The organism is Gemmatimonadota bacterium (assembly GCA_041390125.1).
In the GTDB taxonomy this organism is placed as follows: domain Bacteria; phylum Gemmatimonadota; class Gemmatimonadetes; order Longimicrobiales; family Gaopeijiaceae; genus JAGQIF01.
Genome location: JAWKQN010000021.1, coordinates 1 through 13,918, shown reverse-complemented (window position 1 = coordinate 13,918; position 13,918 = coordinate 1). Strand labels below are relative to the sequence as shown.

12 protein-coding genes are annotated in these 13,918 nt (G+C 71.2%); 1 reads left to right on the top strand and 11 read right to left on the bottom strand.

All coding sequences use genetic code 11. From position 1 onward, the window contains the following. Positions 1-2 precede the first annotated feature (2 nt). Complete coding sequence (locus R3E98_19050; GenBank protein ID MEZ4425504.1) at positions 3-290, bottom strand: hypothetical protein; 288 nt, start codon at positions 288-290, stop codon at positions 3-5. A gap of 22 nt (positions 291-312) precedes the next feature. Next, entirely contained in the window at positions 313-462 is a 150-nt protein-coding gene (locus tag R3E98_19045; protein MEZ4425503.1) for a hypothetical protein, read from the bottom strand. A gap of 252 nt (positions 463-714) precedes the next feature. Between R3E98_19045 and R3E98_19040 the strand changes: the two genes are divergently transcribed. Further along, positions 715-3,147: an ABC transporter permease gene (locus tag R3E98_19040; protein MEZ4425502.1), complete on the top strand. Its 2,433-nt coding sequence runs from the start codon at positions 715-717 to the stop codon at positions 3,145-3,147. A 48-nt stretch (positions 3,148-3,195) separates the two neighbouring features. Here the strand turns inward: R3E98_19040 and bla are convergent, their stop codons facing one another. The 9 genes from bla to R3E98_18995 all read right to left on the bottom strand — a co-directional run bounded on the left by bla (position 3,196) and on the right by R3E98_18995 (position 13,749). Then, positions 3,196-3,969: a subclass B1 metallo-beta-lactamase gene (gene bla / locus R3E98_19035; GenBank protein ID MEZ4425501.1), complete on the bottom strand. Its 774-nt coding sequence runs from the start codon at positions 3,967-3,969 to the stop codon at positions 3,196-3,198. Between the two features lie 114 nt (positions 3,970-4,083). Next, on the bottom strand, positions 4,084-5,460 hold the full coding sequence (locus tag R3E98_19030) for a DUF222 domain-containing protein (GenBank protein MEZ4425500.1): 1,377 nt from the start codon (positions 5,458-5,460) through the stop codon (positions 4,084-4,086). 613 nt (positions 5,461-6,073) lie between these two features. Next, positions 6,074-7,828 carry a hypothetical protein gene (locus R3E98_19025; protein ID MEZ4425499.1) on the bottom strand — a complete coding sequence of 585 codons (1,755 nt, stop codon included), beginning with the start codon at positions 7,826-7,828 and terminating at the stop codon, positions 6,074-6,076. Then, complete coding sequence (locus R3E98_19020; GenBank protein MEZ4425498.1) at positions 7,825-8,604, bottom strand: ABC transporter ATP-binding protein; 780 nt, start codon at positions 8,602-8,604, stop codon at positions 7,825-7,827. Before R3E98_19020 ends, R3E98_19025 begins: the two co-directional genes overlap by 4 nt. 4 nt (positions 8,605-8,608) lie before the next feature. Then, on the bottom strand, positions 8,609-10,168 hold the full coding sequence (locus R3E98_19015; protein ID MEZ4425497.1) for a transglutaminase-like domain-containing protein: 1,560 nt from the start codon (positions 10,166-10,168) through the stop codon (positions 8,609-8,611). Positions 10,169-10,237: 69 nt separating this feature from the next. Then, on the bottom strand, positions 10,238-10,699 hold the full coding sequence (locus R3E98_19010) for a macro domain-containing protein (GenBank protein MEZ4425496.1): 462 nt from the start codon (positions 10,697-10,699) through the stop codon (positions 10,238-10,240). Positions 10,700-10,722: 23 nt separating this feature from the next. Continuing rightward, positions 10,723-11,355: a tetratricopeptide repeat protein gene (locus R3E98_19005; protein MEZ4425495.1), complete on the bottom strand. Its 633-nt coding sequence runs from the start codon at positions 11,353-11,355 to the stop codon at positions 10,723-10,725. Between the two features lie 214 nt (positions 11,356-11,569). Continuing rightward, positions 11,570-11,905, bottom strand: a complete 336-nt coding sequence (gene cutA / locus R3E98_19000) for a divalent-cation tolerance protein CutA (protein ID MEZ4425494.1) — start codon at positions 11,903-11,905, stop codon at positions 11,570-11,572. A 2-nt stretch (positions 11,906-11,907) separates the two neighbouring features. Further along, the gene (locus R3E98_18995; GenBank protein MEZ4425493.1) at positions 11,908-13,749 is read right to left on the bottom strand and encodes a long-chain fatty acid--CoA ligase; all 1,842 of its coding nucleotides are present in this window, start codon (positions 13,747-13,749) and stop codon (positions 11,908-11,910) included. Between the last annotated feature and the right edge of the window lie 169 nt (positions 13,750-13,918).

Here is a 13,918-nt window from a genome sequence, read left to right as displayed (position 1 = left end):
GCTCAGGCGTCCTTCGTGGTGCTGTCGTTCGGGTCGTGATCCTTACGGTCGCGGTCCTTCTTGCTGCGGACCGTCCGGAAGCGCTCGAGGTCATCGTCGCGGAGTTGGCTGCGCTTGTTGGCGCGAAGCCAGTCCAGAGGCGTGAAGACCTTCTTGGTCCGCTTGCGGATGCGGTAGGGATTGGAGAGCGCCTCGTCCGCCTCCTCCTTGGAGACGGTGGAGTCTCCGGGGAGGCCCAACCAGATGCCCACGCCCAGGGCGAGTCCGCCGGCGACGATCCAGAAGATCATGTGCCGGTCCCGCCCCGCGGGGTCACGAGTCCTTGCTGAACCGCTCCAGGACCATCATGCCCAGGCCGATGGAGCAGATGATCGCCACGGCGTTGGTGCCGACGGCCACCAGGCCGACGACGCTCCAGAACACCGCGTGCGTGAAGACGTAACCACCGGGGATCAGATCCATGCCGCTCTGCCTCGAGGGGTAGGTTGGAGCCCTCAATATGGGCCGGACGGGGGGACCAGTTCAAGGCTGGACCGCCGTGGCGGCGCGCTCCGCAGCCGTCCGCGACGCCCGGGAGGCGGGTCCGGATCCGGCCCATGGCGGCGCCAGAGCTCCAGCCAGGCGACGCCGGGCCTTCGCGGGGTCCGGGAGCCGCGAAACCGCCCCGCCCACCGCGCCCGTAGGTCCCCGGAGACCCTCGCCCCGGGAGCCGCCATGGACACGTTGCGCCGCGACCTCGCCCTCGCCTTGCGTCACCTCCGCCGCCGCCCCGGCTTCACCCTGGTGGCTGCCGTGTCGCTGGCGGTGGGGATCGGGGCCAACGCCGCGGTCTTCACCGTGGTCAACGCGTTCCTCCTCCGCGATCTCCCGTTCCAGGCCCCGGAGCAGTTGGTGGAGGTGTACACGTCGGACGGCTCGATCGAGCACGCGACGTCGTCGTGGCCCGACTACGCCGACATCGCGGCGCTGCCGGTCTTCGAAGCCGTGGTCGCCTACAACCTGACGTTCGCGCGGATCGCGGGACCCGAAGGCAGCACACTGGTGCCGGGCGAGATCGTGAGCGCCAACTACTTCGACGTGCTCGGGGTCCCGCTGCAGCTCGGTCGTGGCTTCCTGCCGGAGGAGGACCGGACGCCCGGAACCCATGCCGTGGTGATCGTCAGCGACGGGTACTGGCGGCGCGAGCTCGGCGCCCGGCCGGACGTGCTCGACCAGGAGCTGCGCCTGGGCAGCACCTCCTTCCGGATCGTAGGCGTGGCGGCGCCGGAGCACACGGGAATGCTCCGGGGCGTGGAGAGCAATCTGTGGGTGCCGATGATGATGCAGAACGTCATCGCCCCCTCCGCCACGGACGTGCTCACGGAGCGCGGCAGCCGCAGCCTGTTCCTGAAGGCGCGGCTGGCGGACGGCGCGACGCTGGAACAGGCGAACGCGGCGCTGGGTGCGCTCGGGACCGCGCTGGCCTCCACCTATCCCGACACCAACACGAACAAGGCGCTGTCGGCCCTGCCCACCCTGGAGGTCGCCATCCACCCCCTGGTCGACCGGGCGCTGGTGCCGGTCGCCGGCCTGCTGCTCGGGGTGGTGGCGTTGGTGCTGCTCATCGCGTGCGCCAACCTCGCCAGCTTCCTCCTGGCGCGCGCCACCGAGCGCCGCCGCGAGATCGCCGTCCGGCTCGCGCTGGGCGCATCGCGCGCCCGGCTCGTGCGTCAGCTGCTCACCGAAACGCTGGTCCTGGCCGCCCTTGGCGGCGGGCTCGGACTGCTGGCCGCCCGGGGCGTGCTGATCGCCGTGGAGCGCTTCAAGCCTCCCCTGCCCTTCCCGATCCATCTGGCGCTGGAGCTGGATGCCCAGGTGATCGTGTTCACCGTGGCCCTCACGGTGCTCGCCGGCGTGCTGTTCGGGCTCGCTCCCGCGCTCCGGGCGGCTCGGACGTCGGTGGCGGCGGAGGTCAAGGGAGAGCGGGGCAGCGAACGGGCCCGGGGGCTCACCGTGGGCAACGGCCTGGTCGTCGTCCAGGTCGCGCTGTCGATGGTGCTGCTGGTGGGTGCGGGCCTGTTCCTGCGCGTGCTCATCGCCTCGCAGCAGGTCGATCCGGGCTTCGGCCACCAGCCTGCCGCGCTGGTGCACCTGAGCCTGCCGGCGGACCGCTACGGGGCCGAGGAGAGCGCACGCTGGTTCACCGACCTGGAAGCACGCGTGCATGGGCTCCCCGGGATCCGCGCGACGGCGCTCGCGGACATGGTGCCGCTGGGCCTGTCGGTACAGACGCGGCGCGTCGGTGTCCCGGGTTGGGATCCGCCAGCCGGACAGGACGGGTTCGACATCGATCACCAGATCATCGACGACGGCTACCTGGCGGCGATGGGGATCCCGCTGCTCGCCGGGCGGGGATTCGACGCGCGCGATACGCCGGAGGCACCGCCGTCCGTGCTCGTCAACGAGGCGTTCGCGCAGCGGTTCTGGCCGGGACAGGAGCCGGTGGGGCGCACCGTCCAGATCGGTCGACGCGACGCCACCGTGGTCGGGGTGGTGGCCACGACCCGCGTGCGTACGCTGGGGGAGGCGCCTCGACCCCAGATCATGAGCGCCTACAGTCAGGACCCCATCGAGTCCATGACGCTGGTGGCGCGCAGCGATGACCCGGAAGCCATCCTGTCCGCGATCGTGCGCGAAGCCCGCGCCCTGGAGCCCGACGTGGTGGTGGTGACCCGCTCGACGCTGACGCAGCACCTGGCCACGATGCTGTTCCCGCCGCGTGCAGCCGCGCTGCTGCTCGGGGTGATGGGCGCGCTGGCGCTGGTGCTCGCCACGATCGGTCTGTACGGACTCGTGCGCTACACGTCCGCCCGCCGCACGCGTGAAGTGGGCATCCGGGTCTCGCTGGGGGCGACCGGCCGGGACGTCACCCGTCTGCTCGTGAAGGGCGGGCTGGGGCTGGTGGCAGTGGGCGGGGGGGTGGGGCTGCTCCTCGCGTTCGGCGCGGCGCAGCTCATCCGCTCGCTCCTGGTGGGCGTGGGCCCGGTGGACCCGGTCGCGTTCGCGGGCATCCCGCTGCTCTTCGGGGTCGTGGCCGCCCTCGCGGCCTGGCTGCCCGCGCGCCGGGCCGCGCGCGTGGACCCGGTCGAGGCGTTGCGGGCGGAATAGCGGGGTGCTGGCCGGGTCGCGCTGCGCTGGCCGGGGCGCGCCTGTGCGTCAGCGACCGAAGATGGCGCGCGTGTGCGCGAGCAGCTCGACGCCCCCCGGTGGCCCGTGGCTCGGCACCACCAGGGCGGCCTCCGGATAGCGCGCCTCCAACCGGGCGATGGAGCGGGGCCAGGCCTCCACGTCGGCATCCGCGGTGTTCCCCGGGGAGTCGGTGTCCGCCGGCCGCACCGCGCAGCCGCCGAAGAGGAGTCGGGCGGACGGGACCCAGACCGTGATGTTGTCGCGCGTGTGGGCGCCGCCGGGGAAGAAGATCTCCACGGCTCCGGCGGTGTGGGCCTCACCTGCGCGCAGGGCCGGCAGGGGGCGCGGGAGCGGCACGCCCTGATCCGCGGCCAGCTCGATCGTGAGCGGCAGCGCGTAGAAGGGGATGCCGCGCTCGGCCAGCACGGGAGAGCCGATCAGGCGATCGTCGTGGAAGTGGGTGGCATAGGCGCGCACGACCGGAAGACCGATCTCGGTGTCGATCCACGCGAGGAGCGTCCGGGTGAGGTCGGCCCCCCAGGCGGTGTCGATCAGGACCAGCCCGTCCCCCTCCTGGACGATCAGACCGTTGGACGGCAGCGGCACCCCGCCGTACGTGGTCCAGGAGGTGTGCATCCAGACCCCGTCGGCCAGACGCTCGAACGTGAGGCGGTCGGCCGGAGGGATCTCCTGGGCGGGTGCGGGGGCCGCCAGGCCCGTGCACGCGACGAGGCCGATCAGCCCCGCCGTCCGGAGAGGCCCCCGGGTCCGGCCGCCTGTGCGCGGCATCGCTCGATCCATCCACCCTCCTCCCGGTCCATGCATGCGTTCCACTCGAGCCGGACGCAGGCTGGACGTTCGCGCTGCCCGGCGTCCCCGGCAAGACGATTCACGTGCGCCCTGGGCTCTGTCGCGTCACTCCCGCCGCACGGCGGCGGTGCGCCAGTCGGGTCGGATGCCGAGCGCCTCGTGCAGGGCCAGCAGCTCGTGGGTCGACCCGCGCGTGAGCGGTGGCAGATGGGGGACGAGCGCGCCATCGGGTCGCCGGAAGACGGCCCGACCGTCGGGGTCGAGCGAAACCCGGTAGCCGTCCTCGTGCACGCGCCGATGATGGAAGCGGCAGAGCAGGAGCAGGTTGGGCAGGGCCGTCTCCCCGCCGTCCGCCCAGTGACGCACGTGGTGGGCGTCCGTGAAGCGACGCCCGCACCCGGGGAAGCGACAGCCGCCGTCCCGGACCTCGAGCGCGCGCCGTAGCGCGGCCGGGATCGTTCGCCGACGCCGCCCCACGTCCAGGACGGAGCCGTCCAGGTCGTGGGTGACCCGCACCACGGCTGCATCGCAGGCCAGGCGTCGCGACGTTTCCGCTGAAACGCGCTGACCGTCCGACAGGTGGGAGCGGTCCCCGGATCCCTCCGGGGATCGGTCCTCCCGTACGGCGTCCGCACCGAAGTTCTGCGCGTCGTCCGCAGGTCGCGCGGCATCCGCCGTCTGAAGCCCATCCGCCGTCTGGACCCAACCCGCCGCCCGCAGCTCACTCGCCGCCTCCGGCTGTTCCGCCAGCGTCCGCGCGTCCACGTGCAGCATCACCTGGTAGCGCTCCGCCCGCGCCGCGTGGATCGGCGCCTCGGGGCCGCCGCCTTCACGGTCCAGCCCCGCCGCCAACGCCCGCTCCGCCAGCAGGCCCACCGCGTCTGCGCGCCGCTGCTCCGGCGTGATCGGCGCCTCGGCCTCGATCGGGTCCGGGCCCTTCCAGTAGAGCGCATCCGCCGCCGCCTCCACGGCCCGCAGCAGCACGGCCGCCACCTCCGGGTCGAGCCGACCCTTCACGACGTACATGCCGCTCTCGTCGGGGAAGACCGAGAAGCAGCGGCTCTGGTGTCGCAGACGCTCCAGGGCCTGCTCGTCCAGACGGTTGTGCAGCTTCCAACCGCGCACCACCCGCTCCAGGTGGGCGGTCGTGCTCTCGCGCGCCAGCGCGAGCAGATCCGCCTCGCTCTCGGGAGAAGCCACCCGCGTCAGCGCGCGCACCTTGCTGAACGAGAGCTCGCCGCGCGCCATCGACGCGGAGATCTCCGGGAGCGCCGTGAGCGCCCGGGCCGTGCGCACCTTCTCGCGCGCCGCTCCCAGGTCGATGCCCGTGCGCCAGCTCAACCAGTGCGCGCACGAGGGATGACCGCCCGCCTCCCAGCCGCGGAGTGCATCGAACCGGGCGAGCAGGGTGAGCAAGCGATGGGTGGCCGCGTGGATGTGGGCAGCCAACGTGGCGATCTCGTCGCCGAGGGACTCGAGCACATCCAGCTCGGTCGCTGAAGTGGAGGACGGCGGAGAGTACGCATCCGCAGACGATGTGGGCGCCGGCGTACCGGGATGCGGAGCGGCCGCATCCGAAGACGCCGTGAGGGCCGGAGGAGCGGAAGGCGGAGCGGACGGCGCGAGGACGATCATGCGAGACCTGCCTGCGAAGCGGTGAAGCGAACACGAGGACAAAGATAGGGGGCGGTTCCGCGACGCCCTCGGTGCCTCCAGGACGAGCGCGGGGAGCATTGCAGAGCATTCCAGCCGTCGATCCAGCGCGCCCACGCTCAGGGAGGCTGTGGACGGCGTTCGGGCGCGGATCCGAGGGCGATGTCGGATCAACGCTATCCCGCCGTCCGCAAGGTCGTCCATGGCAGGATGGGACTTCGTGGAAGGCGAGCCCGGGCTGACGCAGATGGACGGGAGCAGGGAGAGAACGAGAACCCAAGCGACCCCGCGCGCTCGGGGACGGGAGTACCGTGAGTGAACGAGGACCCAAGCGATCGCGCGCGCTCGAGGACGGGAGTACCACGAGGACGAGAACGTAGCCAATCGCGCGGCCGACGCGTTTCCGCTGAAACGCCCGGCCGCCGCTCCCCTCCCCCGCTGCCTACACCTCGATCTCGCGGATCTTCCGCACGCCTGCCCGGAGGGGCAGGACCGTCGCGGCCACCGTCAGCACCAGGGCGCCGCTCAGACCGAACACGAGCGGCCAGACGCTCTGCGCCCCCCCGTCGAGCCGGCTCTTCAGGAACAGATAGACGGGCCAGGCCTCGAGCAGCACGAGGGCCGCCAGGTAGGCGACCGCCGTCATCATGAACAGGAGGCCACCGAACGAGGTGGGGATCTCCGCCGCGTTCTCGGTCTCGAAGTTGGGGTGCAGGGCGCCGAACCCGAGCGCCATGGCCGTCATGGCCACCGCCACCCCGACCATCGTGAGCGCCGACAGCACGTGCAGGAACGGGCTCGCCTCCAGGATGAGGTTCGTTCCGACGATCAGCGGCAACGCGATGGCGAGCAGCGGCAGGAGCCCCACCCAGTACTTGGACCAGAACACCCGCCGCAGATCGATCGGCGCCGAGCGCAGCAGCCAGAGCATGCGGCCCTCGAGCGACATCGCCGGGAAGATGAAGCGCGCGGCCACCGCCGCGACCACGAAGCCCGCCAACCCGAGATTCAGGAACGAGATGAGGTTGATCAGGAAGAACGAGAGCTGCTCGCCCGTGTACAACGGCAGCGACCGGATGTTGTAGACGTAGACCACGACCAGCACGCCCAGCAGGATGAGCTGTGACCACTGCGTGGCGTCACGGAAGAACACCCGCACTTCCTTGGCGATCAACTGCCGGGTGGAGAGGTCCAGCGGCCGCAGCCAGGCCTCCAGCCGCCGCGAGCGCTCCCGCCCCGAGCGCTGTTCGGCGCCTTCCTGCGCGCGCGTATAGCCGGAGCGGTAGTAACGCCCGTGCAGCCACGCCCCCATCACCACGAAGGCGGCCGCGGTGCTCAGCAACAGCAGCAGCGGGAGCGGATCGAACCCACCCCGGAGGAACGACAGGACCGCGTCGGCCGCCCACTCACTGGGCAGCCACGGTGACGTCGGAGCGCGCAGGACGGCCAGGAAGTCCACGAGGTCGCGGAACTCGTCCGGTCGCACCAGACGCTCGGGACGCAGGAAGCGGAACAGCGCCACCACGCCCGCCGCCGTGAAGAGCCCGATGAGCGCGAGCAGGTCGCGGGTGCGGCGCGCCGGGAAGACGTTGACCAGCAGCAGCGTGACCGCCGATCCCACGACGGCGGGGATGACGAGCAAGCCCACCAGCACCGCCACGGCCAGCCCCACGAAGAGCGGCCCACCCTCGTAGGCCACCCCGTAGGCCGCGAAGAGCGGCACCGCGAGGAGCGCGACCATCCAGGACGAGTTGACCGCCGTCTCGGTCAGGCGTGCCCCGTAGATCCGCAACGGGTCCAGCGGCGCCGCCATCAGGAGCTCCAGGTCGCGGGCCAGGAAGAACGTGGACAGCGCCGCGATGACGTTCGACAGCAGCAGGATGGACATGAAGGTCAGGAGCGCCAGCGCCAGCAGCTTGCCAGCCAGGAGGTCCCCCACACCCTGCGTGCCCCGGAAGTACAGGAGCATCCGGAAGATGACCGCGAAGATGAACGACCAGAAGAAGGCCGCCACCCCTCCAAAGACGAGCGCCTTGGCCACCCGCGCCGGATCCGTGCGCGCCCGATTGACGCGCCCGCGCAGCTTGGCCCCGAGCAACCAGGCCAGGCCCGGCTCCACGGTACGCACGGCGAACTGCGTGCGGTGGGACGCGGCTTCCTCCGTCCCCAGCCCCAACGCGGCGGCGAGCGGCGTCATCCCGCCAGAGCCTCGCTCGCGCCGAGCACGTGCTCCAGCTCACCCGCACCGGTGACCTTGAGGAAGATCTCCTCGAGACCGGCGCTGCCGGCCTCCGCTTGCGTGCGCAGCTCGTCCATCGTGCCGCGGGCGATGATGCGACCCTTGTTGATGATGGCGATGTGGTCGCAGAGCGCCTCCGCCACCTCGAGCGTGTGTGTGGACAGGAAGACCGTCCCCCCGTGGTCCGCGTACGTGCGGAACAGGTCCTTGAGGATCTTCGCCGACCGCGGATCCAGTCCCACCATGGGCTCGTCCACGACGATCAGCTCGGGCTCGTGCACGAGCGCCGACGTGATCAGCAGCTTCTGGCGCATCCCGTGCGAGTAGCTCTCGATCAGATCATCCTGGCGATCGCGCAGCTGGAACAGCTCCAGCAAACGGTTGGCCCGATGTTCGGTGCCGTTGCCGTTGCGTCCCCACAGACCGGCCACGAAGCGCAGGAACTCGGCACCGCTGAGCTTTTCGTACAGGTAGGGGCGGTCGGGGATGTAGCCGATGCTGGCCTTGGCCCGCTCCGGATCCTTCTCCACGTCCACGCCGCCGATGCGGATGCTGCCTCCCGACGGTTGCAGCACGCCGGCGACCATGCGGATGGTCGTGGTCTTCCCCGCGCCGTTGGGTCCGAGGAAGCCGAAGATGCGACCGCGGGGCACCTCGAAGTCGACGCCCCGCACCGCCTCGAAGGCGCCATAGCGCTTCACGACGTTCTCGAGCTGGATCATCGGTTCCTGCATGGTCTCACTCTCCTGACGCCGGGGACGGCAGCACCTCGATCTGGAGGCGGCCGATGAGGCGCACGATGTCGACCTGCTGCGCCAACCCGCCGACGACGAACCGTAGATGGGACGCGTCGGCCGGGTACTGTCCGAAGGTGGGATCCACGGCGACCCAGTCGTCGATCCAGACCTCGGGCCACGCGTGGTAGAAGAACGCGCCGTTCACATACACGAGACCCACGGCCGTGCGCGCGGGCAGGCCCAGCGCCCGGGCCATGGCCACGAACAGCACCGTGTGTTCGTTGCAGTCGCCCTGCTCCGCCTCCAGCACCTGCACGGCGCTGGGCACGGAGACGGTGATCCGCTTGTCCAGCAGGTGGTAGACGTGATTGGTGAGCTGGCGCGCGACGCGCTTGGGATCGTGCGTCCAGGACGTACCCCAGTTGGTGGCCCGCCGGGCCGCGCGCTGGATGCGCTCGTCCGCGCTCTGGATCAAGGGCTCGGGCGCGAGCTCCGCCGTCCGGTCCATCCGCTTGTAGGGCAGCGTGTAATCCGCGCGCAGCGCGTCCCAGTCCTCGCGCCGCACGATCAGGGTATCGCCCCTGAGGGTCTGGCGGCCGCCGTCGAGGGCGAAGCCCTCGAGGTCCACGCCGCTCAGGCGCACCCGCAGCTCCCCCTGGGCCTCGATGGCCTCGAGATCCACGTCACTCTGGATCGCGGTGGCCAGGATGACGTCGTCGTCCACCACGGTGGCATCCAACCCGCGCGCTTCCTCCAGCGCCTGGCGGGCCAGCTCGAACTCGGTCCGCCGCATCGTGAACCCGAGCGGGCTGGAGGCCTCGAGGATGCGGCCGTCCTCGTCGATCCAGCTCTCGATGCGGACACCGCCGAAGGCCTCCGCCACCTTCCAGGCCGGCACGGAATCCCAGCGCGCCGGCACCCAGCGCGCGGTGGCCGGGTCGAACCAGGCGCTGTCGGGGAACGCCAGCGTGTCGTGGGCCAGGACCTCCACGTCCACCGTGCGCGTCGCCAGCGTGGACGGATCGAACATGGGGAGGCGGTGCCGGGCCCCCACCTCCAGCTCCCCGCCCACCGCGACCCGGATGGGCAGCGCGGCTGCGGCCAGCGGGGTGTCTCCGAAGCGGTAGTCCACGTTCTGGACCGACCCGCCGGAGCGGACCTCGACCTGCAGCAGGGAGTCCCCGTCCACCCGGCCGGCTGCGGCGAAGCGGCCGAGCTCCGAGTCGAGCGAGAAGTCGAAGCCCCGCATGGTCAGCGCGGGTCCCAGGTCCACGCGGGTGCGGGCCACGGCGGCGCCGGTCTGGCCCAGCGCCGGCAGCTCCAGGTTGAGCAGGTCCTCGAGCACGAACCCCTCGGGCACCGTGTCCAGCCGGGAGCTCGCCAGCCCGATCGCCCGCTCGGACATCTCGAGCGTGTAGAAGTACACGCCGGGGGCGAGGGAGCGGGCGGCCTCGGTCAGGCGGGCCAGCTCGGGCTGGAAGTACTCCCTCCGGGCCTGCCATCCCACCATCGCGGCCCAGAACGCCACGATGGCGACGCCCAACCAGCGCCTGCCTCGCATGGGGACTCCTCTGGGATCAGGGGACGGAGGGTCGGAAGACCGTTCCCCGAGCAAGAGGCGTGCGACCGGCTAAACCCCTTGCAGGAAGGCCGCTTCCTGGTATTCCGTCTCCACGACCACCTCGACCTCGGCAAGAGTTGCCGAGCCCGCGGCCACGTTCCGCACCGCGGCCGCCGTCAGCTCCACCACCACCTCGAGCTCCAGCTGACCGGCGCCCGCACCGAGGGGCGGAAGGGCCACCGAGCGCACACCCCATTCGACCGCTCGGCGCAGCCCGTTGGTGAGCGCCCGCTCCACCCCGGCCCGCGTGACGGGCTCCTCGCGCGACTCGATGGCGGCGTGGATCAGCAGGAGCGCCGGGAGCGCTCCCCCGGGTGTCACCACGGCCCCCCCGACGGGGATGTCCCCCAGCTGCTCCAGCTTCTCCCGGACCGCGGGGCCCGCCGCGGCCTCCAGGTCCCGACCCGAGCCGGTGAGCGGGCTCAGGTCCGAGCGGATGGGGCGCAGGATCGCCTCGCAGGTGGACTCCACCAGGAGTCCGCGCCGCACCCGGATCAACGGTCGGTGAGCTCGCGCGAGCGGCGGAACATGGCCGCGGCCCGGTCGTGGAGGTGCTTGCGGTCGAAGAGGATGCCCAGCGTGTAGTAGGCGCGGGCGTTGCCCGGTTGCAGCTCGATCGCCCGCTCCAGGCTCTCGATGGCGTCGTCGTAGCGGCCGAGCCGGTTCAAGGACTCACCCCGGTAGAAGTGGGCCGGCCCGTGCGCCGAGTCACGCAGGCAGACGGAGCGCAGCTCCGCGTCCGCCTGTTCGTACAGACCGCGTCGGAAGAAGAGGATGCCGAGGTTGGCGCGGGCCTCGAGGTTGTCGGGCGCCATCTTGATGGCCCGCCGCAGCTCGGTCTCCGCGTCGTCGAAGCGACCCACGGCCCCCAGGGCCGCGCCCAGGCGGATCAGGAGCTCGGGGTTGTCGGGCTCCTCCTGGACGGCCGCCCGCAACTGGGCCACCGCCTGGTCGTGCTCCCCGATCCGTTCGTAGAGCATCCCCAGCTCGTTCCGCGCGCTCACGTCCGCGGGGTCCGCCCGCAGGACGCCGCGATATTCACGGATCGCGTCCTCGGTGCGCCCTTCGGTCGCGTACCTGCGCGCCCGGGCCAGGGCCTCGGTCCGGTTGCCTTCGTCGTCCGACACGCCACGCCTCCAATGCTTCGCGGAGCGGACCGCGTCCGGCGCTTCGCCCCCACTGCCCACCGACTCGACCATGGACTCCTCCACGGCACGCCTCCCGGACGGCACACCGCGCGGGCGCACCGATCCTACCAAGATACGAACGTCTCGGCCTCGGGCGCAGGGTGTCCGATCCGGACCGCTCGCCGCCCCGAAGCGAGTCAGGGACGTACGGGCATCATCCGGGACGGACTTCGGCCCGCACCCAGTCGAGGTAGGGGGAGTGTCCCCCGACGAGGGGAAGCACGAGGATCTCGGGGACTTCGTACGGGTGCAGCTCGGCCGCACGGGACAACAGGTTGGCGGCGCAGGCGTCGGTGGTCTTGAGGATCACCAGCGCCTCGTCGGCTCGCTCGACCTGTCCGTTCCACCAGTAGATCGACGTCGTTCCCGCCCCGACGGATCCGCACGCGGCGTGCCGCTCGGCCACGAGCGTCTCGACGAGTCGAAGTCCGGTCTCCCGGTCGGGAACCGAGAGCAGCACCAGTCGGATCTGCGCGGGCGCCGCCTCCATCGTCAGGGCGCGGCGAAGACGTCCCGCTCGACCGCGTCGGAGGCGTAGAAGCCGTCGATGAGGTCGCGGTACAGCTTCTCCACCTCGCGCCGCCGGATGGACTGCTTGGGCGTCATGGTGCCCTGCTCCAGCGAGAATTCCTCGTGCAGGAGGCCGATCTTCTTCGGACGCTCGTAGGAGGCCAGGTGGGCGAGCTCGCCCTCCACCTCCGACAGGATCTTGGTCTGGATCCGCGGCTCAGCGACCAGGGCGCGGCGGTCGCCGGTCCCGATGCCCTGTCCCTTGGCCCACGTCTCGAGCACGGCGAAGTCGGGGACGATGAGGAGCACGGGGAACTTGCGTCGGTCGCCGATCATCACGACCTGCTCCACGAACGCGTTCGTCTTGAGCCGGTTCTCGATCGGTTGCGGGGCGATGTTCTTCCCCCCCGCCGTGACGATGATGTCCTTCTTCCGGTCGGTGATCTTGAGGAAGCCGTCGGCGTCGATCTCGCCGATGTCGCCGGTCCGGAACCAGCCTTCGGCGTCGATGACCTCGGCCGTGGCGTCGGGCTTCTTGAAATAGCCCTTCATGATCTGGGGACCGCGGACGAGGATCTCCCCGTCGTCGGCGATCCGGATCTCGGTGGACGGGATGGGCCGGCCCACCGTGCCGATGCGCAGGTCGGCCAGGGTGTTGACGTTGGTGACGGGGCTGGTCTCGGTGAGGCCGTAGCCTTCGAGGATGGGCAGACCGGCGTAGTGGAAGAAGCGGGCGATCTCGGGCGTGAGCGGTGCCCCCCCGCTCACGAAGAAGCGGAGCCGGCCGCCCATCGCGTCCCGGACCTTGGTGAACACGAGCCGGTCGGCCAGGCCGTACTGTGCCTTCAGGAAGGCGCCCGGCGCCTCCCCCGCCAGCGTGGCATCCGACCAGCGACCCCCCACCCCCATGGCCCAGCGCACGAGCGCGCCCTTGAGGCCGCTCGCGTCGGTGAGACGGTTGTAGATCTTCTCGTAGAGGCGGGGCACCGAGACCACCAGGGTGGGCCGGACCACCTTGATGTCCTGGGCCACGGTCTGGATGGAGTGGGCATAGGCGATGACGCAGCCCCGCCAGAAGAGCAGGTAGTCCACCATCCGCTGGAAGACGTGCGACAGCGGCAGGAAGCTCAGCGTGGTTTCGCGCTCCCCGACGCGGAGCGCCACCTGGCTGGCCTGCACGTTGGTGTACAGGTTGCCGTGGGTGAGCATCACGCCCTTGGGCTCGCCCGTCGTGCCGGACGTGTAGATCAGCGTGGCCACGTCCTCGGGACGGGCCGAGAGCGCCTCCTCGCGGAAGGCGTCGTCCGTGCCCCCGTCCCCACCGGCCGCCACGAAGTCCTTCCAGGCCTGCACCCCCGCAGGGAGGCTCTGCGGGGGGTCGAAGATCACCACGGTCTGGAGGTCGGGGCACTCGGCGCGCACCGACGTGACCTTGTCCAGTTGCTCCGTGGTGGAGACGAACACCGCCTTGGCGCCGGAATCGCGCAGGATGTACGCGACGTGCTCGGGGAGCAGGGTGGAGTAGATGGGCACGTCCTGGGCGCCCACGCACAGGCAGGCATAGTCCGCCAGCGCCCACTCCGGGCGGTTCTCCGACAGCAGGGCGACCCGGTCTCCCCGGCCGACGCCACGCGCGCGGAGCGACGCGGCCACGCTCCGGACCGTGTCGTAGGCCTCCGGGTGCCCCACGTCTCGCAGCACGTCCCCGTCGAAGTACTGGAAGGCGGGGCGCGCGGGGAAGCTGTCGCACGCCTCCAGGAACAGTTCCACCAGCGTACCGGTGGGGACCGGAGCGGGATTGGCGTAGGCGCGGAGCGTGGTCACGAGCCCTCTCCGGCCGACTCCTCCACGTCGATGCGTGTGTTGATGCGCGTGTCGGGGGCGAGGGAGTGGAGCACGCTGCAGTAGGTGTCCAGGGACAGCTGCACGGCCCGCTCCACCTTGGGGCGGTCCTCCGCGGCCGGACCCGCCAGCCGGTAGGTGAGGTCGATCT

Excerpts from the sequence above, each read along its gene's own strand:
- bla (MEZ4425501.1), bottom strand. The coding sequence starts at position 3,969 with ATGGATCGAGCGATGCCGCGCACAGGCGGCCGGACCCGGGGGCCTCTC.
- cutA (MEZ4425494.1), bottom strand. The coding sequence starts at position 11,905 with ATGGAGGCGGCGCCCGCGCAGATCCGACTGGTGCTGCTCTCGGTTCCC.
- R3E98_19025 (MEZ4425499.1), bottom strand. The coding sequence starts at position 7,828 with ATGACGCCGCTCGCCGCCGCGTTGGGGCTGGGGACGGAGGAAGCCGCG.
- R3E98_19020 (MEZ4425498.1), bottom strand. The coding sequence starts at position 8,604 with ATGCAGGAACCGATGATCCAGCTCGAGAACGTCGTGAAGCGCTATGGC.
- R3E98_19040 (MEZ4425502.1), top strand. The coding sequence starts at position 715 with ATGGACACGTTGCGCCGCGACCTCGCCCTCGCCTTGCGTCACCTCCGC.
- R3E98_19015 (MEZ4425497.1), bottom strand. The coding sequence starts at position 10,168 with ATGCGAGGCAGGCGCTGGTTGGGCGTCGCCATCGTGGCGTTCTGGGCC.
- R3E98_19050 (MEZ4425504.1), bottom strand. The coding sequence starts at position 290 with ATGATCTTCTGGATCGTCGCCGGCGGACTCGCCCTGGGCGTGGGCATC.
- R3E98_19045 (MEZ4425503.1), bottom strand. The coding sequence starts at position 462 with ATGGATCTGATCCCCGGTGGTTACGTCTTCACGCACGCGGTGTTCTGG.